General features: G+C 39.5%; 23 protein-coding genes. 7 read left to right on the top strand and 16 right to left on the bottom strand.

The genetic code is table 11. The annotated features are described in order from the left end of the window. Positions 1-62: 62 nt before the first annotated feature. The 5 genes from ispH to murJ are packed head-to-tail and all read right to left on the bottom strand — an operon-like array spanning position 63 to position 6,765. Positions 63-1,013 (bottom strand): 4-hydroxy-3-methylbut-2-enyl diphosphate reductase, encoded by a 951-nt coding sequence (gene ispH / locus CCS90_RS10815; protein ID WP_099019578.1) that lies wholly within the window; start codon positions 1,011-1,013, stop codon positions 63-65. Further along, entirely contained in the window at positions 994-1,482 is a 489-nt protein-coding gene (gene lspA / locus CCS90_RS10810; protein WP_099019577.1) for a signal peptidase II, read from the bottom strand. The genes ispH and lspA overlap by 20 nt, the downstream gene beginning before the upstream one ends. Continuing rightward, the gene (ileS, locus tag CCS90_RS10805) at positions 1,482-4,289 is read right to left on the bottom strand and encodes an isoleucine--tRNA ligase (RefSeq protein WP_099019576.1); all 2,808 of its coding nucleotides are present in this window, start codon (positions 4,287-4,289) and stop codon (positions 1,482-1,484) included. The genes lspA and ileS overlap by 1 nt, the downstream gene beginning before the upstream one ends. Next, positions 4,286-5,224: a bifunctional riboflavin kinase/FAD synthetase gene (ribF, locus tag CCS90_RS10800; RefSeq protein WP_099019575.1), complete on the bottom strand. Its 939-nt coding sequence runs from the start codon at positions 5,222-5,224 to the stop codon at positions 4,286-4,288. Before ribF ends, ileS begins: the two co-directional genes overlap by 4 nt. Beyond that, positions 5,224-6,765, bottom strand: a complete 1,542-nt coding sequence (murJ, locus tag CCS90_RS10795) for a murein biosynthesis integral membrane protein MurJ (RefSeq protein WP_099019574.1) — start codon at positions 6,763-6,765, stop codon at positions 5,224-5,226. Before murJ ends, ribF begins: the two co-directional genes overlap by 1 nt. 90 nt (positions 6,766-6,855) lie before the next feature. On the opposite strand from murJ, the gene rpsT reads away from it, so the two are divergent. The 4 genes from rpsT (at position 6,856) to CCS90_RS10775 (ending at position 10,015) form a co-directional block, all read left to right on the top strand. Beyond that, the gene (rpsT, locus tag CCS90_RS10790) at positions 6,856-7,119 is read left to right on the top strand and encodes a 30S ribosomal protein S20 (protein ID WP_099019573.1); all 264 of its coding nucleotides are present in this window, start codon (positions 6,856-6,858) and stop codon (positions 7,117-7,119) included. A 248-nt stretch (positions 7,120-7,367) separates the two neighbouring features. Then, positions 7,368-8,669 carry an HD-GYP domain-containing protein gene (locus CCS90_RS10785; RefSeq protein WP_099019572.1) on the top strand — a complete coding sequence of 434 codons (1,302 nt, stop codon included), beginning with the start codon at positions 7,368-7,370 and terminating at the stop codon, positions 8,667-8,669. A gap of 63 nt (positions 8,670-8,732) precedes the next feature. After that, on the top strand, positions 8,733-9,527 hold the full coding sequence (locus CCS90_RS10780) for a thymidylate synthase (protein WP_099019571.1): 795 nt from the start codon (positions 8,733-8,735) through the stop codon (positions 9,525-9,527). Further along, complete coding sequence (locus CCS90_RS10775) at positions 9,524-10,015, top strand: dihydrofolate reductase (protein ID WP_099019570.1); 492 nt, start codon at positions 9,524-9,526, stop codon at positions 10,013-10,015. Before CCS90_RS10780 ends, CCS90_RS10775 begins: the two co-directional genes overlap by 4 nt. Positions 10,016-10,040: 25 nt before the next feature. Here CCS90_RS10775 and rapZ read toward each other — a convergent pair whose 3' ends face one another. The 9 genes from rapZ to CCS90_RS10725 all read right to left on the bottom strand — a co-directional run bounded on the left by rapZ (position 10,041) and on the right by CCS90_RS10725 (position 16,241). Continuing rightward, positions 10,041-10,901, bottom strand: a complete 861-nt coding sequence (rapZ, locus tag CCS90_RS10770) for an RNase adapter RapZ (protein ID WP_099019569.1) — start codon at positions 10,899-10,901, stop codon at positions 10,041-10,043. Further along, complete coding sequence (locus CCS90_RS10765) at positions 10,883-11,350, bottom strand: PTS sugar transporter subunit IIA (RefSeq protein ID WP_099019568.1); 468 nt, start codon at positions 11,348-11,350, stop codon at positions 10,883-10,885. The genes rapZ and CCS90_RS10765 overlap by 19 nt, the downstream gene beginning before the upstream one ends. A gap of 61 nt (positions 11,351-11,411) precedes the next feature. Beyond that, a complete protein-coding gene (gene hpf / locus CCS90_RS10760) occupies positions 11,412-11,738 on the bottom strand; it encodes a ribosome hibernation-promoting factor, HPF/YfiA family (protein WP_099019567.1) in 327 nt (108 codons plus the stop codon). A gap of 292 nt (positions 11,739-12,030) precedes the next feature. Next, positions 12,031-12,750, bottom strand: a complete 720-nt coding sequence (gene lptB / locus CCS90_RS10750; RefSeq protein ID WP_099019565.1) for an LPS export ABC transporter ATP-binding protein — start codon at positions 12,748-12,750, stop codon at positions 12,031-12,033. After that, a complete protein-coding gene (locus CCS90_RS10745) occupies positions 12,743-13,231 on the bottom strand; it encodes an LptA/OstA family protein (RefSeq protein ID WP_099019564.1) in 489 nt (162 codons plus the stop codon). The genes lptB and CCS90_RS10745 overlap by 8 nt, the downstream gene beginning before the upstream one ends. Beyond that, a complete protein-coding gene (gene lptC, locus CCS90_RS10740; RefSeq protein ID WP_099019563.1) occupies positions 13,212-13,766 on the bottom strand; it encodes an LPS export ABC transporter periplasmic protein LptC in 555 nt (184 codons plus the stop codon). The genes CCS90_RS10745 and lptC overlap by 20 nt, the downstream gene beginning before the upstream one ends. Beyond that, a complete protein-coding gene (gene kdsC / locus CCS90_RS10735; protein ID WP_099019562.1) occupies positions 13,766-14,296 on the bottom strand; it encodes a 3-deoxy-manno-octulosonate-8-phosphatase KdsC in 531 nt (176 codons plus the stop codon). Before kdsC ends, lptC begins: the two co-directional genes overlap by 1 nt. After that, positions 14,296-15,276: a KpsF/GutQ family sugar-phosphate isomerase gene (locus tag CCS90_RS10730; RefSeq protein ID WP_099019561.1), complete on the bottom strand. Its 981-nt coding sequence runs from the start codon at positions 15,274-15,276 to the stop codon at positions 14,296-14,298. The genes kdsC and CCS90_RS10730 overlap by 1 nt, the downstream gene beginning before the upstream one ends. Next, positions 15,273-16,241, bottom strand: a complete 969-nt coding sequence (locus CCS90_RS10725) for a calcium/sodium antiporter (RefSeq protein WP_099019560.1) — start codon at positions 16,239-16,241, stop codon at positions 15,273-15,275. The genes CCS90_RS10730 and CCS90_RS10725 overlap by 4 nt, the downstream gene beginning before the upstream one ends. A gap of 114 nt (positions 16,242-16,355) precedes the next feature. Between CCS90_RS10725 and CCS90_RS10720 the strand changes: the two genes are divergently transcribed. The 3 genes from CCS90_RS10720 (at position 16,356) to CCS90_RS10710 (ending at position 20,262) form a co-directional block, all read left to right on the top strand. Then, positions 16,356-16,619 carry a BolA family protein gene (locus CCS90_RS10720; RefSeq protein WP_099019728.1) on the top strand — a complete coding sequence of 88 codons (264 nt, stop codon included), beginning with the start codon at positions 16,356-16,358 and terminating at the stop codon, positions 16,617-16,619. Between the two features lie 2 nt (positions 16,620-16,621). After that, a complete protein-coding gene (gene murA, locus CCS90_RS10715; protein WP_099019559.1) occupies positions 16,622-17,875 on the top strand; it encodes a UDP-N-acetylglucosamine 1-carboxyvinyltransferase in 1,254 nt (417 codons plus the stop codon). Positions 17,876-17,967: 92 nt separating this feature from the next. Beyond that, entirely contained in the window at positions 17,968-20,262 is a 2,295-nt protein-coding gene (locus CCS90_RS10710) for a M20/M25/M40 family metallo-hydrolase (RefSeq protein WP_099019558.1), read from the top strand. Here the strand turns inward: CCS90_RS10710 and CCS90_RS10705 are convergent. Further along, positions 20,236-21,159 carry an SdiA-regulated domain-containing protein gene (locus CCS90_RS10705; protein ID WP_099019557.1) on the bottom strand — a complete coding sequence of 308 codons (924 nt, stop codon included), beginning with the start codon at positions 21,157-21,159 and terminating at the stop codon, positions 20,236-20,238. The genes CCS90_RS10710 and CCS90_RS10705 overlap by 27 nt on opposite strands. Further along, positions 21,156-23,687 (bottom strand): M14 family zinc carboxypeptidase, encoded by a 2,532-nt coding sequence (locus CCS90_RS10700; RefSeq protein ID WP_099019556.1) that lies wholly within the window; start codon positions 23,685-23,687, stop codon positions 21,156-21,158. The genes CCS90_RS10705 and CCS90_RS10700 overlap by 4 nt, the downstream gene beginning before the upstream one ends. Between the last annotated feature and the right edge of the window lie 3 nt (positions 23,688-23,690).

The following is a 23,690-nucleotide window of genomic DNA, read 5'->3' as shown; positions in this document are numbered from 1 at the left end:
TTCAACCAAGCAAGTTGACCAGTAGATTTTCTGACTGCCGGTATTTTTTAAAAGATAAACGGTTATTTCTGCACCAACCTAAGCTCTTTGGGTAATGCAAAAACCATATTTTCCTGCTCTCCTGACAACTCCTCAATGACCATGTTTTGGTCTTGGGTCTTGAGGAAGTCAATCACATCCTTAACCAATTTTTCAGGTGCAGATGCTCCGGCTGTAATTCCCACAGACTCCTTGCCAATCAGCCATTTAGGATCAATATCATGTGCACCATCGATCAAATAAGAATCAACCCCTTGCCTTTCTGCCAACTCTTTCAGTCGATTGGAATTTGAAGAGTTAACACTGCCAACCACCAACACCAAATCTGAAACACCAGCCAACTCCCTGACTGCAGTTTGTCTGTTTTGCGTTGCATAACAAATGTCATCATGCTTAGGACCTTCAATCAAAGGAAATCGTTGACGCAATTCATTGATAATTTCACGGGTGTCGTCCATTGACAATGTGGTTTGGGTAACATAGGCAATTCTTTCAGGTTGACTGACCTTTATCATTTTCGCTTCTGCCACTGAATCAACCAAATAAATAGAACTGTTGCCGTTGAGTTTATCCCATTGCCCTAGTGTGCCTTCCACTTCTGGATGGCCATGGTGACCAATCAGAATCAAATCATATCCTTGTTTACAATATCGAAAAACTTCGATATGCACTTTAGTCACCAACGGACAAGTGGCATCAAATACCTTTAATTGTCTGGCATCAGCTTCTGCCCTTACCGCCTTGGAGACACCGTGGGCTGAAAAAATAACAATTTGTCCATCTGGAATTTCATTCAGCTCATCAACAAATACTGCGCCACGTTCTCGGAGGGTGTCAACCACAAACTGATTGTGTACCACTTCATGACGAACATATATTGGCGACCCAAAAGAGTCCAAGGCACGGTTGACAATATCAATCGCTCGATCGACACCTGCACAAAAGCCTCTGGGGTTAGCTAGCTGAACTTTCATCTTTATTCTTAAATGCGTCAATAATCAATAACACGGCACCAACAGATATGGCAGCATCTGCCACATTGAAGGCTGGCCAGTAATAACCTTGATAGTGTAACTCCACGAAATCAACCACATAGCCTAAAACCACTCGGTCCCAAATATTTCCTAATGCACCACCAATCACCAATGCCAAACCCACATTCTGCAATTTTTGGACTTTTTTATTCTTTATCAACCAAAACAGTAACCAAACGACTATCAGTGAAGCAACCACTGAAATGAAATAGCGTTGCCAACCTGATTGATCGGCCAAAATACTAAAAGCAACTCCTTTGTTATGCATCAATGTCAAATTAAAAAACTCAGTGATTTTATTAGGCACATAAAGCTCCAAAGCAGCGCTGGCCAATGATTTAGTCCACTGGTCTAAAACCAAAACCAAGGCACTAATCCACAACCAAATAAATCCTGATTTTTTAAACATCAAGCAAACCTCCTGACTTCACCCGCTCCTTCAACATTTTCAATACAGCGATTACAGATCAACGGATGGTTCACATCATCACCCACTTCTGACCTGATGTGCCAACAACGCACACATTTCTCACCATTGGCTTTTTTAACCAAAATTGCCAGTGAAGTGCCATCATTAAGTTCTACCACATCTGCGTCACCCTTCTCTTCCCATGGTTTAATGGTTGCCTCTGAAGTGATGAGTACAAACCTCAATTCATCATTCACAGCCACTAATTGTTGGTAAGCGGCATCAGGCAGAAAAAGATTGACCTCTGCATCCAATGATGAGCCGATAGTTCCAGCCACCCTTAATTGTTCCAACTGCTTTGACACCACTTGGCGAATATCAGCAACCAATTGCCATTTAACTTCATCAACTGCTTTAACAGCTGCAAAGTCAGGAAATTCATACCATCGTTCAAACAAAATATGTTTATCTTGTTTCATAGACAATCTGATTTCATCAGCGGTAAAAGTCAGTATCGGCGCCATCAATCGAACCAAAGAATTCAAGATATGATACATCGCTGTTTGCGCCGACTTCCTTGCCTTACCATTGTCTTTACTGGTGTACAAGCGATCCTTCAGCACGTCTAAATAGAAAGCACCCATTTCTTGTGAACAAAAATGCAACAACTTTTGATAAACATGATGTAATTGATAAGCATCGTAATGTCCGATGAGGTCATGTTGTAATTTTTTGGCTTTGTTGATGGCCCATACATCAATTTCTGTACATTCATTCAAGTTAAGCAAGTCGGTTTTATCAAACTCATTTAAATTCCCAAGCATAAACCTGGCAGTATTTCTGATTCGTCGGTACCCATCTGCGGCTCGGTTAAGAATTTCATCAGAAATGGTCATCTCACCGCGATAATCAGCCGATGCAACCCATAAGCGCAAGATGTCGGCACCTAATGTGTTGACCACATCTTTCGGGGAAATCACATTACCTAATGATTTAGACATTTTCTTACCATCTTTATCAACCACAAAACCATGTGTAAGTACTTGTTTGTATGGTGCATGTTGGTTGATGGCTACGCCAGTCAATAAAGAAGAATGAAACCATCCACGGTGTTGATCAGACCCTTCTAAATACAAATCAGCAGGTTCCTCTAAAGCATCATTTTGTTTCAACACACAATAATGAGTCACCCCAGAATCAAACCAAACATCCAACACATCAGTCACTTTTTCATATTCTTCAATGGCATCGCCCAGAAATTGACTGTCATCCAGGTCATACCATACATCCATGCCTTTTTGTTCAACCATATCAGCCACCGACGCCATGATTTCAGGTGTGTTTGGATGCAGTTCTCCTGTCATTTTATTGACATACAAAGTGATTGGCACTCCCCATGTTCTTTGTCTAGATATACACCATTCAGGGCGATTTTCTATCATTTTGTAGATACGTTCTTCACCCCAAGATGGAATCCATTCAACTTTTTCAATCTCAGACAATGCTTTTTTTCTTAAGCCTTGTTTGTCCATACTGATAAACCACTGAGGGGTCGTTCTGAATGCCGTTGGAGATTTGTGACGCCAACAATGTGGGTAGCTGTGATTTATTTGTTCATGATGCAATAACATACCAGCTTCAGACAACGCCTCAACCACTGTTTTATTGGCTTTCCAAACGTGCTGCCCGGCAAACATCGGTGTATCTGGCAAATACACACCGTCAGAATCTACTGGGTTATAAACCTCTAGTTGGTACTTATTGCCTACCAGGAAATCATCAACACCATGACCTGGAGCGGTATGCACGGCGCCAGTACCCGCTTCGGTATTGACATGTTCGCCCATGATGACAGGCACCTGTTTATCATACAATGGGTGATTCAGTTGCAATAATTCCAGCGCTACACCAGAAACCACAGCGACAACCTGAAAATCAGTTACACCGTATCGACTCAAAACCTGTTCGACCATGTCTTCAGCCACCACCAATGCAAATTGATCATGACCAGTCACCAGTGCATAGTTCAATTCAGGATGTAGCGAGACAGCTTGGTTGGCAGGAATCGTCCATGGCGTGGTTGTCCAGATTGGAATAGCCACCGCTTGTTCAGGCACGTTGACCCCAAACTTATCTGCCACTTTATTATTATCAACAAATTGAAAAGCCACATCTATAGCAGGAGAATTTTTATCTTGGTATTCAATTTCCGCCTCAGCCAATGCAGATCCGCAATCGAAACACCAGTTAACTGGTTTTACACCTTTTTCTACATGACCGTTTTTAGCAATTTCTGCCAAAGCCCTGATCATATTGGCTTCATAATCGAATGATTTGGTTAAATAGGGTTGGTCCCAAGCGCCCAAGACACCTAAACGTATAAAATCTTGTTTTTGAATATTGACTTGATTTTCAGCATAATCACGACATTTTTGTCGAAATGTTTTTGCATCAACTTTGTGTCCAACTTTGCCAACTTTTTTCTCAACTTGAACCTCAATTGGCAAGCCATGACAATCCCAGCCAGGTACATAAGGTGCTCTAAAGCCAGACATCATTTTGGATTTTATAATGGTGTCTTTTAAAATTTTATTAACCGCATGCCCAATGTGTATAGCACCATTGGCATAAGGAGGCCCATCATGCAAAGTAAATGGTTGGTTATTTTCATTGTGCTTTTGCAAGGCTTCATACAAGCCATCTTTATTCCATTGCTTAATCCACTGAGGTTCTTTGGTGGCCAATGAGGCTTTCATTTTAAAATTGGTTTTTGGTAAATTAAGTGTGTCTTTATATTCTTGGCTCACACCAGCTCTCCTTTGTAACTTGCAAAAAATTCTCGACCAGCAATGACATCTTGTTCAATTGCCCCAATCAATTCGTTTAAACTGTCGAATTCTACTTCATTTCTTAACTTTTTATAAAACAAAACTTCAACAGTTTGTCCATAAACCTCTCGATTAAAATCCAATACATGCACCTCCACCCTTTTGGCATTTCCCCCAACGGTTGGATTCAAACCAACGGAAGTAACCGATTGATACACTGACCCTTCAATTCGAACATGAGTCACATAAACGCCATGCAAAGGGAAACCACCCCGTTTTAGCTCAATATTAATCGTTGGGTAACCCAGTTCCCTGCCTTTTTTCCTACCATGGGCCACTCGTCCACAAAGATTAAAAGAACGGCCAAGCATTTGGGCTGATTGGTTAAAATTACCATCTTTCAATAACTTCCGGATATGAGTTGAACTCACCCGCTTTTGATATTTTTGAATCGAATCTAAACTTTTCGTTTGCAAACCCAACTGTTGTGACCATTGCAGCAATTGATTAAAGCCTCCCTGCCTGTTTTTACCAAATCTAAAATCATCACCGACTAAAATATATTGAGCACGCAATCCACCAACCAGTATCTTGTTAAAGAAATCTTTGGCACTCATTTGGGACAAATGATGGTTGAAGTTAAGCACACACAAAACATCGACTCCCATAGCTGCTACCAAACTTGCTTTGGATTTAAATGAAGTCAATATATCTAAAGCATCCCTACCAGAAAAGTATTGAATGGGTAGCGGGTTCATGGTCACAACAACCGAGAGACATCGGCGGATTTGAGCCTCTTCAACCACTTTTTTTATCAATGCTTGGTGGCCAATATGCACACCATCGAAATTACCAACAGTAACACAGGTATCACTGGATAAAGGACGGTGGTGCGGATAACGAATTATTTTCATTAAAAGTCTTTTTTTGCTTTCAATAGCCACATAGATATCAAATAAGAAGAGGCTGCTAACATGATAATAACAAACAAATTTATGCACCTGTCATACCATTTCAACTGATACCATTCGATGCCGTAACTTAAAGCCAGAAATAATACCATACCCATCACAAATAATGAGGCAATTAACTTAAGCACATAGACAAAATTCAGCAAAGGCTCTTGAATCACTTGGTCTTGTTTTAACTTCCGATACAACCAATAGCACTGCATCCAAGCTGAGCTTACACCCGCCATTGCCAGACCCATATGTAATGAAACAACCTGGTAATAATACAAAATACCAACAAAGGCAAAGTTCAAAATCGCATTAACCAACATGGCTTTCAAGGCAATTTTAACGGGGGATTTGGTGTCTTTTCTGGAATAGAACGCCGGCAGCAATACTTTGTTGGCCACAAATGCAGGCAAGCCAAGCATAAACACCATCAGAGAATAGGATGTATAACTTGCACTTTGCAAAGTAAATTGATCATAGGCAAATAAAGTAATGACAATGGGTTTGGCCAACATAAGCATGCCCAATGCTGATGGCAAAGCAACGAACATGGCCAATGACATGGCCCATCTGAGCGTCTGTTGGTACTCTTGTTGCTTTCTTTCTGCAAATGTTTGTGCCAACTTAGGCAGAATAACAGTAGAGATGGCTATCCCAAACAAACCCAATGGAAATTCCAACAAACGATCCGAATAATAAAGGTAGGTAGGACTACCAACCAAGGGTAACAAAGTCGCAATCATGGTATCAATTAATAAATTAATCTGAGCAACAGAAGACCCTAAAAGAGTTGGTAACATCAAAGTCATGACTTTTTTGACTTCAGGATCATGAAATCGCACCACCGGTTTAGGAATAACACCTAAGCGAACTAAGAACGGGATTTGAAAAGCCAACTGTACAGCACCAGCAACCAGCACACCCCATGCCAATGACATTATCGGCACATGGAATTCATGTCTGAAATAAATCATTGAAAGTATCATCACTGCATTCAACAAAATGGGAGTCGCTGCTGCCGCAGCAAATTTACCAAAACTATTCAAGATGCCAGAACTGAAAGCAACCAAGGAAATGAATAATAAATAAGGTAATGTAATGCGAACCATATTGACGGCTTCAGTAAAAACCTCTGGTTTATCCATAAAACCGGGGCCAAAAACCATAATCAAACCGGGCGCAAGCAATTCTAAAACTGCCAACACGATCAATAGTACAGCCAATAAGCATCCCAACACATGATTGATGAATTGTTTTAAGTACAACTCATTATTTTTGGCCTTAATTTCATTCAGTACAGGGATAAATGCCAGGGAAAAAGAGCCTTCAGCAAATATCCTTCGCATGAAGTTAGGAATCTTGAAAGCAACAACAAAAGCGTCTGTCCAAACGGACGCACCAAAAAAACGTGCGAACAAAGCATCACGTACAAAGCCAGCCATTCTGGATAATAATGTAAAGAAACTGACTACAGCAGTAGATTTAATCAAATTCATTCAATAAATAACCTTCCGTTATTGACTATTCATATCTTTAGTGTGAAAATACGCCGGTTTTAAAATTCTTGTTCCAAAGGAGAAAAAGGTTTGGCAAATTCAGCATCGGCAAGAAAGCGCGTTAGACAAGCTGCTAAAAATAGACAGCTTAACATGAGCTTGCGTTCAAAAGCACGAACATCAATCAAAAAAGTCATCACAGCAATTGAGAGTGGCGACAAAAAATCAGCACAAGAACTGTTCAAGGAAATGGTTCCTATTGTTGACGGTGTGGCCCGCAAAGGTCTATACCACAAAAATAAGATTGCAAGACACAAAAGTAGGTTAAATGCCAAAATTAAAGCATTGGCATAAAAGCATGGTTTCGGATGGGCTGCAACTCAGCCCATCCGGATCTTCTACTACAAAAATCTCACCAAAAAAACACCCTCAAAAACTGTCTTAAATTGTCAGTTTCTCTACAAATCATTCAACAATAAATCAAATCATTGACAAAATTAGTCACTTTTTTCCATTTTCTGTGAACTTCATCACCTAAATCGTAATATATTCATGTTATTATTAACAGTGGGTATATATAACAATAATAGTTTGAGTTCAAAATGAATATAGAAAAAGAAAAAGTTTCGGTTAAGTTTTTGAAGGTGGGCATGTACGTGTGCAAACTTGATCGTTCATGGTTAGACACACCATTTCCATTTCAAGGCTTTTACATTCGTTCAAATAATGAAATCAAAGATTTGCAAGCGTTTTGCGAACATGTGTATATAGATGTAGTTAAGGGCAAAACCTTAAATTCAAATCCTGACATTTCAAAACCATCACCCTTATTAAGAAAGGCTGACAACAAAAAGAGATTTCGCAGTCGTGTGAGACCACTCATAGTAAACCACGATTACTACACCCCTACACTAAAACCCATCAAATCAGAATTCAGTGCCGCTCATAACTTGATGTTGGATTTAAACAGCGCCATTGAAGAAACCAGCTTTAATCTAAGAGTTGGTAAAGGCTTGGACATCAAGAAAACCAAGCAAGTAGCCACACAGGTTGTTAATTCAGTTATCAGAAACCCAAACACGCTGGTATGGTTAACTCAACTGAAAGAACAAGGAAAATATGTATATGGCCATTCATTGAGATCTGGCATTTTAGCTGCAGTCTTCGGCAGACATTTAGGCATCGCTGAACAACAATTAGAAATTTTGGTTTCTGGCGTATTGTTGGCAGACATTGGTAAAACCAAAATCAATCGCAAATTGCTAGAGAAAAAAGGCGACTATACACCTGAAGAAAAGAAATTATTTGAATCTCACGTTGAGTTAGGTGTAGAACTATTGGCCTCTGACTCAAGCATCGATCACAACATCTTAACCATAGCAGAGACACATCATGAACGATTTGACGGCAGTGGTTATCCATATGGTTTAGTCGGTGATGAAATTCCTGCTTTCGGTCAAATAGCAGGCATCGTTGATACATTTGACGCAATGACCAGTAAAAAACCTTATGGTACGGTTCATACACCCTCTCAAGCCATGGAGTGGCTGTATAAGGAACGCAACAAATTATTCAGTGCAAAATTAGTTGATGAATTTATTCAGGCCATTGGTCTGTACCCTGCAGGTACTTTGGTGCAACTTTCAGACGGTTCAACAGGACTGGTACTTTCACACAACAAAGAAAAGAGACTGAAACCAGAAGTGTTGCTTTTACGTGATTCTACTGACCAAACATTAGACAAACCTAAGTTTGTGGATTTATCTAAAAAAGCCATCTTCTCTAATAAAGAAAGACCCTGTATTACCGGTGCACTAAAAGTTGATTCCGTTAATATTGACGTCAATGAAATCCTACTTAGTTTCAACAGCAGAAACATCGTACAAAAATTGCTGACTGCATAATATAAAAAATTATCCCTACATTAAACCTTGTTATAATTATCCTTTTATAACAAGGTTTTTTTTATGCAACAGTATCTTGATTTTGCCCAAAACATATTAACCAATGGCCATAAAAAAATGGACCGGACAGGGACAGGTACTTTAAGTATATTTGGCTATCAAATGCGTTTTGATTTGCAAAAAGGATTTCCCATGCTGACCACCAAAAAATTGCATTTAAAATCAATCATACATGAATTGCTGTGGTTTATTTCAGGTGACACCAATATCAAATACCTTAAAGACAATGGGGTTCGAATTTGGGATGAATGGGCTGACGACAATGGAGACTTAGGTCCGGTTTATGGACATCAATGGCGGTCATGGCCAAAACCAGATGGCACAAGCATTGATCAAATCACACTGCTGATTGACCAGTTAAAAAACAACCCTGACTCAAGGCGTCACATCGTCAGTGCATGGAATGTTGCTGATGTTGAAAACATGGCATTACCACCCTGTCATTGTTTATTTCAATTTTATGTAGCAGATGGCAAGCTGTCATGCCAACTGTACCAACGAAGTGCCGATGTGTTTCTAGGCGTCCCTTTTAATATCGCTTCCTATGCCTTATTCACTCAAATGATGGCTCAAGTATGCGGTTATGAAGCTGGCGATTTTGTACATACCTTTGGTGATGCCCACATATATTCAAATCACATAGATCAAGTCAACGAACAACTCTCAAGGTCTACTTATGAATTACCACAAATAACTATGAACCCTGATGTTGACAATTTGTTTGATTTTAAATTTGATGATTTTGAATTGATTAATTACCAGGCACACCCTCACATCAAGGGAAAAGTGGCCGTATGAAGAACATAACACTGATAGCTGCCATGGACACCAACGGATTAATTGGTAAAAACAACCGCTTACCTTGGCACCTCCCTGTAGATCTGAATTTTTTCAAACAACAAACATTGGGCAAAACCATATTAATGGGTAGAAAGACCTGTGAATCTCTGCCATTTCCATTACCCAACAGAAGAAACATTGTTTTGAGTCGAAATAAAGTCTTTTCTAAGCCTGGCTTTGATATCATCAACAACATAGACAACAAAATATTAGATGATGAGGTCATGGTTATTGGTGGCAGCACCCTATATGAACTATTGATGCCTCAGGCAAGTCACATGATATTGACCAGAATTGATCATGAATTTGAAGGTGACACATATTTCCCTAACGTTGATTGGGAATTATGGCAAAACACCAGAACCACACGACTGCCTATTTCAGATCAAAACCCTGAATACAACATTGCTTTTGAGTTTTATCAAAGAATAGAACAAACGACTTAGAACATGAAAGCATATCTTTATAAATTCAATCGAGTTCTCGGTGTTGTTTCATGTTCTTAATTGATTTACTTTGTAGTATTTCATGTAAGGCTTCAACCAAGTAAACTGATCGATGCTGACCACCCGTGCAACCAATGGCAATTGTGATGTAACTCCTGTCATTGGCTTCAAATTGTTTAATCCATTTTTTACAAAAATAAGACAGGTCTTTCAAATAATCTTTGACTGATTCTTCTGTTGATAAATATTTTTGTACCGCCACATCTTTGCCTGTTAACGTTCTTAACTCAGGCAACCAATAAGGGTTTGGCAAGCACCTGGCATCGAACACAAAATCGGCATCAAATGGTACCCCTCTCTTAAAAGCAAATGATTTGATAATGACTGAAACATGTTCATTTGGCTGGCTCATTATTTGCCAAATTTGCTGTTTTAATTGCTGCGCCTTGAGTTGAGTTGTATCAATGACTAGATCTGATTGCTGCCTGATAGGAGACATCAATTCATTTTCAATGCTGATGGCTTCTGTCAAACTGTAACTATTTAAATGAGTCGATAAAGGGTGCCTCCTTCTGGTCTCATTGTACCTTTTTAAAATGGTTTTCTCATCAGCCGATAAATACAGTACTTTGGTGATGATCTGAGATTGGTCAATACCTGATACCAAATAATCAAATTCATCCAATGATTGATTGTTACTTCTTACATCAATACCAACAGCCACTTTAGGATAAAATTCCGGATCAGAGTTGATGTGTTGAACCAATTGCGGCAACATATTGATGGGCATGTTATCCACACAATAAAACTCCATGTCCTCAAGTGACCTGAGAACCACTGTTTTTCCTGCACCTGAAAGTCCTGTGACTACGACCAATTGTTGCATAACTGAAATCCCACTAAAATTTCCTCAATGACCTGCTCTTTACTTTTAGCATTTAATATATTTTTATACAACCTATGTTGTCGGAATAACCTCGCTGTATCTTTCATTAAAACATGGTGACTTTTATTCGTTTCTTTAGGAAACGCAATTCCAAGCACAACATCAACTGGTACATCATCAATCGCTTCATAGTCAGCTGATTGTGACATCTGAATGACACAGGCTTTAATTTCATTGTCACTCAAACACCTCCCATGAGGTACTGCCACACCGTTGCCCAAGGATGTATTGCCTAATTTTTCCCTTTCAACCATGGCATGATAAATTTTCAACGATTCATGACTGTCATCACCCAATAATCCAGCCATTGTTTCAAACAACCGTTTCTTACTGATAAAATGATGGTTAAGAATAATTTTATCTTCTTCTAATATATCAATTATTTTCATATCAAATAAAAAGGCCTAACATCAAATAGTTAAGCCTTATTTCTACTATAGTAGTTTAATTTTAATAGCTGGCCTGATTCATCCGTATGGCTTCATCATTATGATGGTTGGTCATTTTATCTTTATGTCGTCTGATTTGTTTATCTAGTTTATCAACCAATAAATCAATCGACTTGTATAAATGGTCTTCAGTAGAGTCTGCAAAAAAATCTTTGCCCCCAATATGCATTGTGGCTTCAGACTTGTGTCTTACTTTCTCCACGCTGATGATGACATGTACATTCAACACCTGGTCAAAATGTCTTTTTATTCGTTCAAATTTAGTTTCAATGTACTCTCTGATAGGATCTGTAACATCCAACTGGTGACCGGTAATGGTTAATTGCATATTTTTAACACCTCATTTTTTGAACAAAAAGTTCAAGTTAATGGAAAAACAAATTAATTTTAAATTGAATAGATTCTCATGCTTGGTTGAATCGAATTCATGCCATGCAAAAGCATCAGGTAAACAATGTGATGGGGGCTGGGTTGAGTTAAAATTTGAAAACTGTTTGACGCATGAGTAGAACGCTGATTTTAGGGGATAAAGAAATTGATTTGTGGTTTTAAATTTCATGATTCTCTTTATTATTAATATACAGAAATATAGGAATCATTACAACATTTATCCTGCTAAATTACATCGAAAAATCTTTTCCTAAGTAAACTTTTCTGACATCTGGGTCACTGATGATTTGTTCCGGTGTGCCTTCTTTCAATGTGGTTCCTGCATTTAAAATATAAGCCCTGTCACAAATACCTAAAGTTTCACGTACATTGTGATCAGTAATCAATACACCAATGTTTTTGCTCTTTAAATGGTAAACAATTTTTTGTATATCAATCACGGAAACAGGGTCTACACCAGCAAATGGTTCATCAAGTAATATATACTTCGGCTCCATGGCCAATGACCTGGCTATCTCTACCCTTCTCCTCTCACCACCTGACAAACTGATTCCCAATTGATTTTTGACATGCTCAACATTCAACTCCTCTAAGAGTTCCAAACATCGGTTGTTTTTCTCTGAACGACTGAGGTCTTTCCTTAACTCTAACACCGCCATGATGTTGTCTTTAACCGTAAGTTTCCGAAAGATTGAGGCTTCTTGAGGTAAGTAGCCAACACCCAGTTTTGACCTTTCATGCATACCCAACTTGGAAGCATCCACAGAGTCAATTTCAACGCGACCACCATCGACTGGAATCAAACCCACCACCATATAAAAACAAGTGGTTTTACCTGCCCCATTTGGACCTAATAAGCCAACCACCTCTCCTTGATTGAGCTTAAAAGAGACTGAGGAGATGACTTGTCGCTTTTGGTAAGTTTTAGCAATATCAATGGCTTCAATCATTGTTTTGATCTATTTCCATTCTAAATTGTTGGGTGGCTTCTTCACCCTTGGCAGTGATTTCTTGAGTCAGTAAGTTGAATTCAATTTCTTCACCAGTTGTGACCCCAATAGAACTGGTGATACTGACATTGCCTTTTAAATATACTTTTTCATCAGCTTTGCGATAATCAACTTCATTGGCCCTGATGACCATTTTGTCTTTATCATCCATCATTTGTTCCATGTAGACCTGATCACCTTTCATCAAAATATTTTCAACGCCTTTGTTTTTATGATGAATCATCCCATAGGTGGATTTAATAATCATGGACCCTTGTACAATTTTCAATCCTTTCTTGCATTCAGTCTGATCAAGTTTGAGCTTACTGACACAACCCGGACCTTCAATGACTATTTTGGCCTTGCGGTCACTGGTTAAAGCAAATACCGCCCCTGACATCAAGACCATCACTAAACATAAATTAATTTTCAAATTCTGCATACATATCTTCTAATATTTCAATACTTTGATCAGTGAAATTGATCACTGACCCCAATCCTGTTAAAAACAAACCAGGTCTTTTTATGGATATTTTACTGTCCGTAACTCCTGTCTTTTCATTCAAATCGATTGTTAATTGACTGGTTTGAATGGCCACAGCTTCAGTTGATTCAGAGTCAAACGATAAATCCACCAACTCTGGAAAATAAATGGTTGTTTGCCCTTTATTAATTTCTCCAACAACCGATGTAAACACCCAGTCACCGTCACTTTGGTGCATGGTGTATTTGGGTGATTTTATCTCAGACAATTCGGTGTCGGCATAATGAATCATTGAAGGTGATTCAATGGTACTGGTTATTTCACCTGATTCATTACTGTTTCTGATTATCACACCTTCCAATGAATACCCTTTGGTAAACGGTTCATATTCTGTATCAGATTCTGGCGCATAATATTTATTATATATGGCATAACTGACGATGGCCAAAATGCCAAAAATCAACAATTGTGTCAACCTGCTTTTTTCAAGCATCACTGTTTAACGGAAGAAAAATCATGGACAATGCCTTTGGCTTGCATAATCAAGTCACACAATTCTCGGGCAGCCCCCATCCCACCATTCTTGCTTAATACCAGACGCGCTTTTGCCAAAACTTCATCATGGGCATCAGCCACTGCTGCTGATAATGCACAGCGATTCATCACGGGTAAATCAATGACATCATCACCAACAAAAGCAACTTCTTCGTCTGTAATGTGTAGCGCCATTTTCAGGTTTTCATAGGTTTCTAATTTATTCATTCTACCTTGGTAGACATGATTAACCCCTAAAGATTTCATTCTATCTGCCACAATGACAGAATTCCTGCCGGTGATGACAGCCACTTCAATGCCTTTTTTCACTAAAATGGATATACCCAAACCATCCTTTACATTGAATTTTTTGATTTCTCGCCCATCATCTGTAAAGTAAAGACCTCCATCGGTCAAGACACCATCCACATCAAAAATAACCAGTTTTATTTTTGCTGCAAGTTGCAAAATTTCCTCACTGAATAACATCAAACCACCCCCGCCCTTAATAAATCATGAATATTTAAAGCCCCTACCAGTATTTCATCATCGTTGACCACCAACAATGAGTGTATTTTGTATGCTTCCATGATTTGTGCAGCTTCAACCGCCATTTTCTTATAATGGATTAATACAGGGTTGGGCGTTGCCAGGTCTACCATGGTCTTTTCTTTGAGGTCTGCCAGATCATCCAATGTCCGTCTCAAATCACCGTCAGTAAAAACGCCGGCCACTTGACCATTGTTATGCACAACTGCAGTCATGCCCAAGCCCTTTTGGTTCATTTCCAACAAGGCCATAGCAAAATCAGCATTCAACGGTACTCGCGGTATATCTTCACCCGTACGCATCACATCTTCGATACCGAGCAATAATTTTTTACCCAGAGAACCGGCAGGATGCGACATCGCAAAATCTTCTTTGGTAAAACCACGCATCTCTAGTAAGGTCACAGCCAATGCATCACCCATGACTAAAGTCGCCGTGGTACTTGCTGTAGGCGCCAACCCCAGCGGACAAGCTTCTTCAGTAACCGAGATATCTAAATGAACATTTGAATTTTTGGCCAAGTTAGAATTGGGCTTGCCTGTCATAGAAATCAATTTAGCTCCCATGCGTTTAATCAATGGCAAGATGGTCAACACCTCTTCGGTTTCGCCAGAATTAGAAATGGCCAAAATCAAATCACCCGAAGTAATCATTCCCAAGTCACCATGGCTGGCCTCTCCTGGGTGAACAAAAAATGCAGGCGTTCCCGTTGAAGCCAATGTAGCAGAGATTTTATTGCCTATATGACCTGATTTACCCATTCCAATCACAACCACATGCCCTTTGCAGGCCATGATTAATTCGATGGCAGCTACAAACTCATCACCAACGCGTTGCTTTAATTGTTTCAATCCATTCAACTCAACGTCAAAGACCTGATGACTTAAGCGAACAATGTCAGACGAAGAAAATTTTTTCATATACTTTTGCTCACATACAGCCACACCATATAAGTGATGTACAAAAGCACCAATATCACACCGATAACACGAGATATGAATTGGTCTTTCAACACAAAATAAACTGAAGCCAAAAATAAAAACACAGTTAATACCAGCATATAAAAATAATCATACTGAATAAAGTGAGCAGTGAATTCGTACTCTCTGATTAACCCTGAAATGCCGATCACACCCAATAGATTAAACATATTGGATCCAACAATATTACCAATGGCCAAATCATGCTCTTTTTTCAGCGCACTGGCAACTGTCGCCGCCAATTCAGGTAATGATGTGCCCAATGCCACTATGGTAAGTCCTATAACCATGTCAGAGACACCAAATTCTGCCGCAATATCAGTGGCACCAATTACCATCAGTTGAGAGGCAACTGGTAAAACCAAAATACCAAAAATCAATAAAATAACTGCCTTTTTCAAACTGATATCTAGATCAAATTCTGCTTCAATTTCATCACTGAATTCATCGTGATCACCTTTGATTCCAATCACAGTAAGGAACCCTGTCACAACCAACATCGAAATGATCATGATCATGCCATCAGAAAAGGACAACTTTAAATCCATCAATAAAAACAATACCAACAAGGTGACCAGTAACAATATAGGCATTTCTCTTTTGATGGTTTGAGATTTAATACTCATCGGAACTATCAACAAACCGGTACCAAGTACCAGTGCAATGTTGGTGATATTTGAGCCTACCGCATTTCCCAGCGCCAACCCTGAATTGCCTTTGAATGAAGCTATGGCTGAAACCACCATTTCTGGTGCTGAGGTACCAAAACCGACAATAATCAAGCCCACTAACATGGTAGACACACCCATGTGTTTAGCTGTTGAAGCAGCACCCAAGACAAACTTATCAGCGGCAAAAATGAGCAAGACAAGACCGACCACTAAATAAATCAATGATTCAAACATATAATAGTTTTTTCCGTAAATTGGTCAATGATTGCAATTATTTATACACAACCACTTTATAAACGTACTATTTTACAAGATAATGCGCACTCAACAAACAAAACATTACAATTCATGCACCCCAACGAAGTTAAAAAGTTACTATCGACACACATAAAATGTGACCACATTGAAGTATACGGTGAAGATCAACGTCATTACGAGACATTGGTGGTTTCATCTGAATTTGAAGGATTAATGAAAATAAAAAGACATCGACTTATTTATCAAGCGCTGGGGGATCATATGGTGGCTGACATTCATGCCTTGAGCATCAAAGCCATGACACCTGAAGAATACCAAATCCTCAATCAACAATCACAGGACAACAAAAATTAAGCATGAATAAAATAACCATAACTGGTGGCCATGTAATCAATGGCACCATTCAAGCCTCTGGTGCTAAAAATGCAGTTTTACCCATCTTGGCTGCAACCATAGTCGGGCAAGGAGAATCGCACATCCAGCATGTGCCTCATTTACATGACGTGACCACTATGAATGAATTGTTGGTTCAAATGGGTGCCAAATTAACAGTAGACCATCATTCAGATATCACCATCTGTACCGACCACCTCAGCAATCAAACAGCACCCTATGAAACAGTGAAAACCATGCGCGCTTCTATTTTGGCATTAGGCCCATTGGTAGCACGTTATGGACGTGCTAAAGTGTCTTTGCCTGGTGGTTGTCCTATTGGCGCTCGACCTGTCGATTTACACATCAAAGGACTGCAAGCCATGGGTGCCAAAATAGACGTTGAAGATGGTTATATTTTGGCAACATGCGATCGCCTCATAGGCAACCGAATTGTGATGGAAAAAGTCACTGTGACTGGTACTGAAAATATAATGATCGCCGCCACTTTGGCCCAAGGGGAGACATTGATTGAAAATGCTGCCATCGAACCTGAAGTGGTCGATTTGGCCAAGTACCTAAAAGCCATGGGTGCTGAAATTCGAGGTGAAGGAACCTCAAAAATATACATCCAAGGGAAAGATCACCTCAAGGGCACCCATCATGCTGTGATGCCAGATCGCATTGAAATTGGCACATTTTTGGTTGCCGCCGCCATTACAGGTGGATCAATCACCATCAACAACAGCTGTAATGATGATTTGGATGCCGTTTTTGATAAATTGACGGAAGCTGGGGCTCAAATATCCACCACAGAAAACAGTGTGACTTTGAACATGCAAGGTAAAAGACCCAACCCAGTAAATATCAGAACAGCTCCTCATCCTGCCTTCCCTACCGACATGCAAGCTCAATTTTGCGCTTTAAACGCCATTGCCGATGGCACCAGTCATATTACTGAAACCCTGTTTGAAAACCGTTTTATGCATGTTGAAGAGTTGAATAGAATGGGGGCAAATATACATGTAGAAGGCAACCAAGCGGTCATTAAAGGCGTAAAACAACTCAGCGGAGCACCTGTCACAGCAACTGATTTACGCGCTTCTGCGTCCTTGGTATTGGCTGGTTTAGCAGCCAGAGGCAATACCGATGTTCATGACATTCATTATATTGATCGAGGCTATGAAGCCATCGAAGAAAAAATGAATCAATTGGGTGCAAGAATCATCAGAAATTAATGGTATAGCAAATTAATTCATCATTGAAAACACATTCACCAACTGACATTGGGTTATGATATTGTTTTCAATGATAATTATTAATTCGCATTATGCTTAAAAATGCATTCTATATGGCTTTGTTTGCCGTCATTTCCTGGGGCAGTTATCAGATCAGTTATCCTTCTAACACACCTGATGATTTGTATTACGATGGTGTGTTCTTTGAAAATGTTGTTAAACACATTGATAAGATAACCAAAGGCCCTCGTGCCGTTGGTGATTACTATCATGACGATGTCAAACGCTATTTGGTAAGACAGCTACAAGTCATGGGAATGGATGTTTCAACTCAAAAGACCACATACTTCAACCCAAAGAACAAAAGAGCGGCTCCAATCAGGAACATCATTGCCACACATTCAAGAACCAGCTCAGAGGAACGTCAAACGCTGTTATTATTAGCGCATTATGATGCGGCCAAATTTTCTGGCACCGGGGCTGGCGATGATGCCAGTGGTGTGGCTGTCATACTTGAAGTTGTCAACGCGTTATTGAAAAATAAAAAAGACTTGGAAAATGACATAGTTGTGCTGTTTACAGATGCCGAAGAAATTGGATTACTGGGAGCCCGGGCTTTTATCAATGAACAACTTCAGAATCACAACATTGGATTGATTATCAATCTCGAAGCCAGAGGTACCAGTGGTCCAAGTATGATGTGGCCAGAAACAGATGGTGGTAATCGAGCGATGGTAGAGGGCTTTGCAAATGCAGATGTACCTTTGCCAGTAACCACATCATTGCATTATGAAATTTATAAAATGCTGCCCAATGATACAGACCTAACGCCGTTCAATCAAATGGCTAAAATCAATGGTTTTAATTTCGCATTCATAGATGATCATTTCAACTACCACACACGCAGAGACAATTTAAAAAATCTATCGCTCAACACCTTAGCCCATCAAACATTTCAAATCCACAGCATGGTAAAGCATTTTTCGAATGCAGACCTGAGTCAAATAAAATCCAATGAATCCATGGTTTACTTCACACTGCCTCAAATTGGACTTATTTATTACCCAATATGGGTCACTTGGCTATTAATGGCTTTGATAGGTGTGACTTTCATGTTATTGCTTGCCAAAATCATAAGGCATAAAAAACTGAGTGTTCTGTCAATAATTAAGGGTGTGATGCCTATAATCATTGCCGCTTTCCTCAGTTTTGGTTGGTGTTGGCTGTTGTTAAAAGCCCTTTATTATTTACAACCTGAATTCAAAGACATCTTGCAAGGATTTCCTTATTCTGGCCATCAAATCATGGCAGCATTACTGATCAGTTCTGGATTCATAACAATGACGGTGTTCTCAAAATTTAAAAGTACAAGAGAACTGAGCAGTTCAATAATGAACATTTGCCTGTGGTTGTTGATTTTACTTCCTATGGTTTATTTTATGCCAGGCAGCGGCTTTTTAGTTTGGCCGGTTTTATTGTCAGTCTTGCTGTTGTCTATTCAACACCACCAACCCAAACTGGCTGATGACTTTGCTGCTATTTTTGCCGTTTGTGGCTTTTTATTACTGGGAACTTTGATTGTAAACTTACCCATTGCACTGGGCATCAAAGCGATTCCGATGACTGCTGTATTTTTAACGCTTATACTCGGCTTATTTACGCCAATGATTGGTCATTACGGAAAAACCCGCTATGTCATATTACTGGTCAGCTTGCCTCTGCTTTATTTAACATGGCATTTAACGCAACAGCCAACTGTCAGTGCGGAAAACCCGCACCCAACGAGTCTTTCTTACCTTTATGATCAAGACAATAAAATCGGATATTATTTTAATTATGATGTGGTTAATTCCGGATGGAATAACAACCTATTTGACCGACCTTCTGCTCCACAAGACCTGAATGAATTCAGTATGCTTTATAAAAAGCCTGTCAGAAACCTCACAGTTCTGAATAATGCCATTCCAATCGACGACATAAAAATCACTGCCAGGAATCTACTTTCCAGCAATGAAAGATTGAAAATTGAAGTCAACATCACTGTTAACTCTGAATCTGAAATTTTAGAAATTTTCACCAACAATAATATTTCAGTTCACCATTTCAGCATTGAAGGTAGACATACTGCGCTTTCTGAGCCGATGCAACTTAAGTCTGGTGATCGCTTATTACAATATTATTTTGACGGCAAAAAGCAAATCAAGTTGATTTTAGAAATCAGCGCCGACCAAGAACTTGAATGGCAGGTTCAGAGCCACAGTTTAGATTTATTGAGTCGTGAAGATTTCAAAATCCAAATCAGACCTAAACATCAGATTCAAAAACCATTCATTAAATCAGACAATATAATTTCTGTTCAATCATTTACGTTTAGCAATGACCAATAAAGGTCTGATGTCATTTGGATTTTTTAATTTTGGATTTTTGTTGTTATCAAAAATAAGGTAAAAGTTATCGTCATCAACGGCCAATCCTTCGGCATGCCCGAACTGCATGTCCTGAAATGCATTGTCCGGATGTTTTACAATGTGTTCATACGACCACGATTGGCCTTCTCGATACAATCCTTTTTCATCCTTCAGCAACTCATGAATGATATATGCATTTCTGTGTATTGCATAGATGACACCATTGTGTAGAAACAAACCCGTTAAATCCGGCTTCCGGTCTGATTCAAGTGAATGCGCACTGTCATCAAAAACTTGATTGGTTTGTTTCACAATTTGACTGAAAGATTCATCAAATTGAACTTCAATCAGGCCTCTGGGCTGTCTTTCAACCGATAACAAAAACGTTTGGTTTCCTAAATAAACCACCGATTCAATTCCGGCATTATAAATTTGAAACAAACCTGCTTTGAACGCATCTGCATAGACTCCACCAAAATCTGGTACCCACTTCAGTTGCCCCTCTTTTACGCTGACTAATTTGTGATGGGTTTCACTGGCCACAAAAAAATCATTGTCAACCATGGTAATACCTTCTAAATCCAATGCCAAAGCTGCAATTTGAGTCACATCCAGTTTTTCATGTTCCTCTGCTTCTACAATACTGCCTGATAAAAAGTTAAGCTTAAATATCACATTGGCATCATCACAAACCGTGAATAATTGACCTTCTTTTAAAGTTAATCCAGAGGGTTCAATGGGATAGCTTGATTGAATTGAATATACTTGAAAATCATTGAGTTTATTGACTTCAGTAGCCAACGATGAATAACCAACATGAATCAGTAATGCAGTTAAAAATAATTGATACATAACGGGCAAACACACCTTCTTCATGCTTCGAATCCATCTATAAATATAATGTCATTGGGATTTGGACATTCGCCAGCAGCAGCAATCCTGATGTCATCAATTTTCCAATCACCAGCACTTACTGAAGAATCAGTACCCATTCGCCATCTGACATTAACACTCTGGTTGTTATAAGCGGACAAGTCAACTTTGACCTCTGTAAAAGTACCTAATGAACCAACGAAAGCCGATACAGCACCTAACGGCTGACTGGAGCCTCCCGATAAGGTACCGTTGTATCCATTTTGGATCATCGCGCCACCAAGGTCTTGCCAAACTGAGCTCCCGACGACTTTGATTTCTACCACACCACCATCATAGAAAGAATTACCGCCTTCAAATTGATGTTTATGCCAGAATGTCAATTCAGAAGAATCTGCCAACAACAACTGAGGAGACACCAAACTTTTGTCTGTAACTTCGCTCACATCAGTTGAAACATAAGCTTTACCATTACCCAAGGTATGGTCATCTCCCGAGTCAATCCGCCAATCATTGGGTCCATCTCCAGTGATCAAAGACCATCCGCCATCACTGATTTGATTGAATGTTTCAATGTCGTTATTCAACACTTGGATTTCACAAGAAGGTTCTAAATAAATATTTTGAGTCGTTGTTTTTCCAGCAAAAACTCCTACCGAAGCAACTGTTTGGGTTACATAACCTAATTTATTAATGGTTAAATCACCGTTGGTAGCGGTGGTTTCAAAGTTATATACACCACTGTTATCAGATGTGGTAGCCATACCATCAAAAATCAGATTTGCTCCGGCGATCAGGGTAGAATCACTGGCATCACGCACCACACCAGATAATGTTCCAATATTTGCGGGATCGATGGCATCAACAAAAATAGCATAAGGAACACCCGTGATTCCTGAAGCATCCGTGGCTTCAAACCAAACGGTATGTCGACCTTCAGACAAACCAGATGAGTCAATTGATCCGGTGAATCCTTCTTCCGTATTATTAAAACTGCCATCAGTGGCAGTCATATCGATGGCGATAGCCCCGGTCTGCCAAGATGGCGTTGTGATGTATGCTTTAACTGCAGTGATATTTTGGGTAGGTTCATTACCAGTGCTGGCAGCACCATTGTTAAACCTTAAATCAGTCGCTGTTCCCGAAAGCTCAATCGTTTGTCCTATTGGAATTTGTATGGCCGACTGAGGAAGGTCGATCACATCGGGACCTGAGGCCAACACATATGGCATTCTTGATGCTTTGGCTGCATAGATTAAAGCAGGTAAATTATCTGGCCAAATGGTGTTGTCAAATGCATTGCAACTGGAATAAAACCCACCTTCTCCCAATTCTATGGTAAATGCAGCAACCCCTAAGGTTCCATATGCATTGTCATCAGACGCACCGTCAGCGCCGCCTAATGATGAGTTGGATTGCTCAGGTCGGTAACCTGTATAAAATGACATCTTTCTGGCCAAAGTTTGCAACTGATCATGGTTGGGTGCTTGCGGCAAATCATCGGAATAGCCCCATGGAAACAAAGTTAATTCAGCCACATTATGAATGTCTAAATAAACACCTGGTTTATTCAAAGGTGCAGGGTCATTGATGTCATCCTCACGTTCATCAGGAAACAAGGTTTGTATGTAATTATTAATGGCAATGGTTTCTGGTTCACTCACTGCAAAACTGCCACGAAAAACCGTGCTACAAGAATTGCCACTTGAACAGCCACCAGAACAAACACCATCACTCCACTTAAAACCAAAATTTCGATTCATATCAACACCTTGTTGGTTGCCAGCAAAACAATGGTTTTCATTGCGATTTTTTCGTTGATTGGGTGAACTTTGTGTTTCTGAAATGACCCTGCCATCTGGGTTGCCTTGTAACAAAAGATGAATTTCATGGTAGTCAAGCAACCACGTTACATCAGCATCGACACCATAAGCCGAGAGTAAATGCTCCGCAAATCGAGTCACCAATTCTGCAGGCGGGTATTCACGTGAATGAATTGATCCCATCGCATAAAGTATCGGTTTATTCATCACTGCATTCATTTCATTGGTGATTTTAACAACTTGCATGTCATAGCCAGCCAAACCACCAGGTTCCGTTTTGTGCCAGCTGTCGCCAATGTCCACTAAACTGACTAAATCAGGAAAATTGACATTCATGTCACTCATTGCTGCATAGGTTTCAGACACTGTTCGGTAGCAGGGAAAGTTATCGATGGTTTTGATTCCTTGTGTGCTTTTGGACTTTAACTGAAATTGCTGTTCCATTAATTTTTGATGCATTTCAAGGGTGAAACCTTGGTTTAACAAAGCTTGGTATTCAGACCAATCATCAACCAACATCAATACTGTCTTATTTTTTTCATCTATTTTCCAAAAATCAAAATACGGTTTCAGGTCCAATACTTCCTGCTTATTTTGATAGTGTGCCAAGACAATCCATGGACCCTCACCTTTTTGAAAAGTAACTTCACGCCCTTGTAGCGAAGGGGCAATAAACAGCAATAAAATTGCCAAATAAATGAATTTCATAAA

The sequence above is a fragment of the Marinicella litoralis genome, from assembly GCF_002591915.1.
GTDB lineage: Bacteria > Pseudomonadota > Gammaproteobacteria > Xanthomonadales > Marinicellaceae > Marinicella > Marinicella litoralis.
Note: the sequence above shows the minus strand (reverse complement) of the source record. Positions and strands in the feature narration are given on the sequence as shown.

Coding starts and splice junctions, on each gene's coding strand:
- murA (WP_099019559.1), top strand. CDS start 16,622: ATGAATAAAATAACCATAACTGGTGGCCATGTAATCAATGGCACCATT.
- murJ (WP_099019574.1), bottom strand. CDS start 6,765: ATGAATTTGATTAAATCTACTGCTGTAGTCAGTTTCTTTACATTATTA.
- CCS90_RS10725 (WP_099019560.1), bottom strand. CDS start 16,241: ATGTTTGAATCATTGATTTATTTAGTGGTCGGTCTTGTCTTGCTCATT.
- CCS90_RS10785 (WP_099019572.1), top strand. CDS start 7,368: ATGAATATAGAAAAAGAAAAAGTTTCGGTTAAGTTTTTGAAGGTGGGC.
- rapZ (WP_099019569.1), bottom strand. CDS start 10,901: ATGCAACAATTGGTCGTAGTCACAGGACTTTCAGGTGCAGGAAAAACA.
- CCS90_RS10780 (WP_099019571.1), top strand. CDS start 8,733: ATGCAACAGTATCTTGATTTTGCCCAAAACATATTAACCAATGGCCAT.
- lptB (WP_099019565.1), bottom strand. CDS start 12,750: ATGATTGAAGCCATTGATATTGCTAAAACTTACCAAAAGCGACAAGTC.
- CCS90_RS10765 (WP_099019568.1), bottom strand. CDS start 11,350: ATGAAAATAATTGATATATTAGAAGAAGATAAAATTATTCTTAACCAT.
- ispH (WP_099019578.1), bottom strand. CDS start 1,013: ATGAAAGTTCAGCTAGCTAACCCCAGAGGCTTTTGTGCAGGTGTCGAT.
- CCS90_RS10705 (WP_099019557.1), bottom strand. CDS start 21,159: ATGAAGAAGGTGTGTTTGCCCGTTATGTATCAATTATTTTTAACTGCA.
- lptC (WP_099019563.1), bottom strand. CDS start 13,766: ATGCTTGAAAAAAGCAGGTTGACACAATTGTTGATTTTTGGCATTTTG.
- kdsC (WP_099019562.1), bottom strand. CDS start 14,296: ATGTTATTCAGTGAGGAAATTTTGCAACTTGCAGCAAAAATAAAACTG.
- CCS90_RS10700 (WP_099019556.1), bottom strand. CDS start 23,687: ATGAAATTCATTTATTTGGCAATTTTATTGCTGTTTATTGCCCCTTCG.
- ribF (WP_099019575.1), bottom strand. CDS start 5,224: ATGAAAATAATTCGTTATCCGCACCACCGTCCTTTATCCAGTGATACC.
- CCS90_RS10745 (WP_099019564.1), bottom strand. CDS start 13,231: ATGCAGAATTTGAAAATTAATTTATGTTTAGTGATGGTCTTGATGTCA.
- CCS90_RS10710 (WP_099019558.1), top strand. CDS start 17,968: ATGCTTAAAAATGCATTCTATATGGCTTTGTTTGCCGTCATTTCCTGG.
- hpf (WP_099019567.1), bottom strand. CDS start 11,738: ATGCAATTAACCATTACCGGTCACCAGTTGGATGTTACAGATCCTATC.
- lspA (WP_099019577.1), bottom strand. CDS start 1,482: ATGTTTAAAAAATCAGGATTTATTTGGTTGTGGATTAGTGCCTTGGTT.
- CCS90_RS10720 (WP_099019728.1), top strand. CDS start 16,356: ATGCACCCCAACGAAGTTAAAAAGTTACTATCGACACACATAAAATGT.
- CCS90_RS10730 (WP_099019561.1), bottom strand. CDS start 15,276: ATGAAAAAATTTTCTTCGTCTGACATTGTTCGCTTAAGTCATCAGGTC.
- CCS90_RS10775 (WP_099019570.1), top strand. CDS start 9,524: ATGAAGAACATAACACTGATAGCTGCCATGGACACCAACGGATTAATT.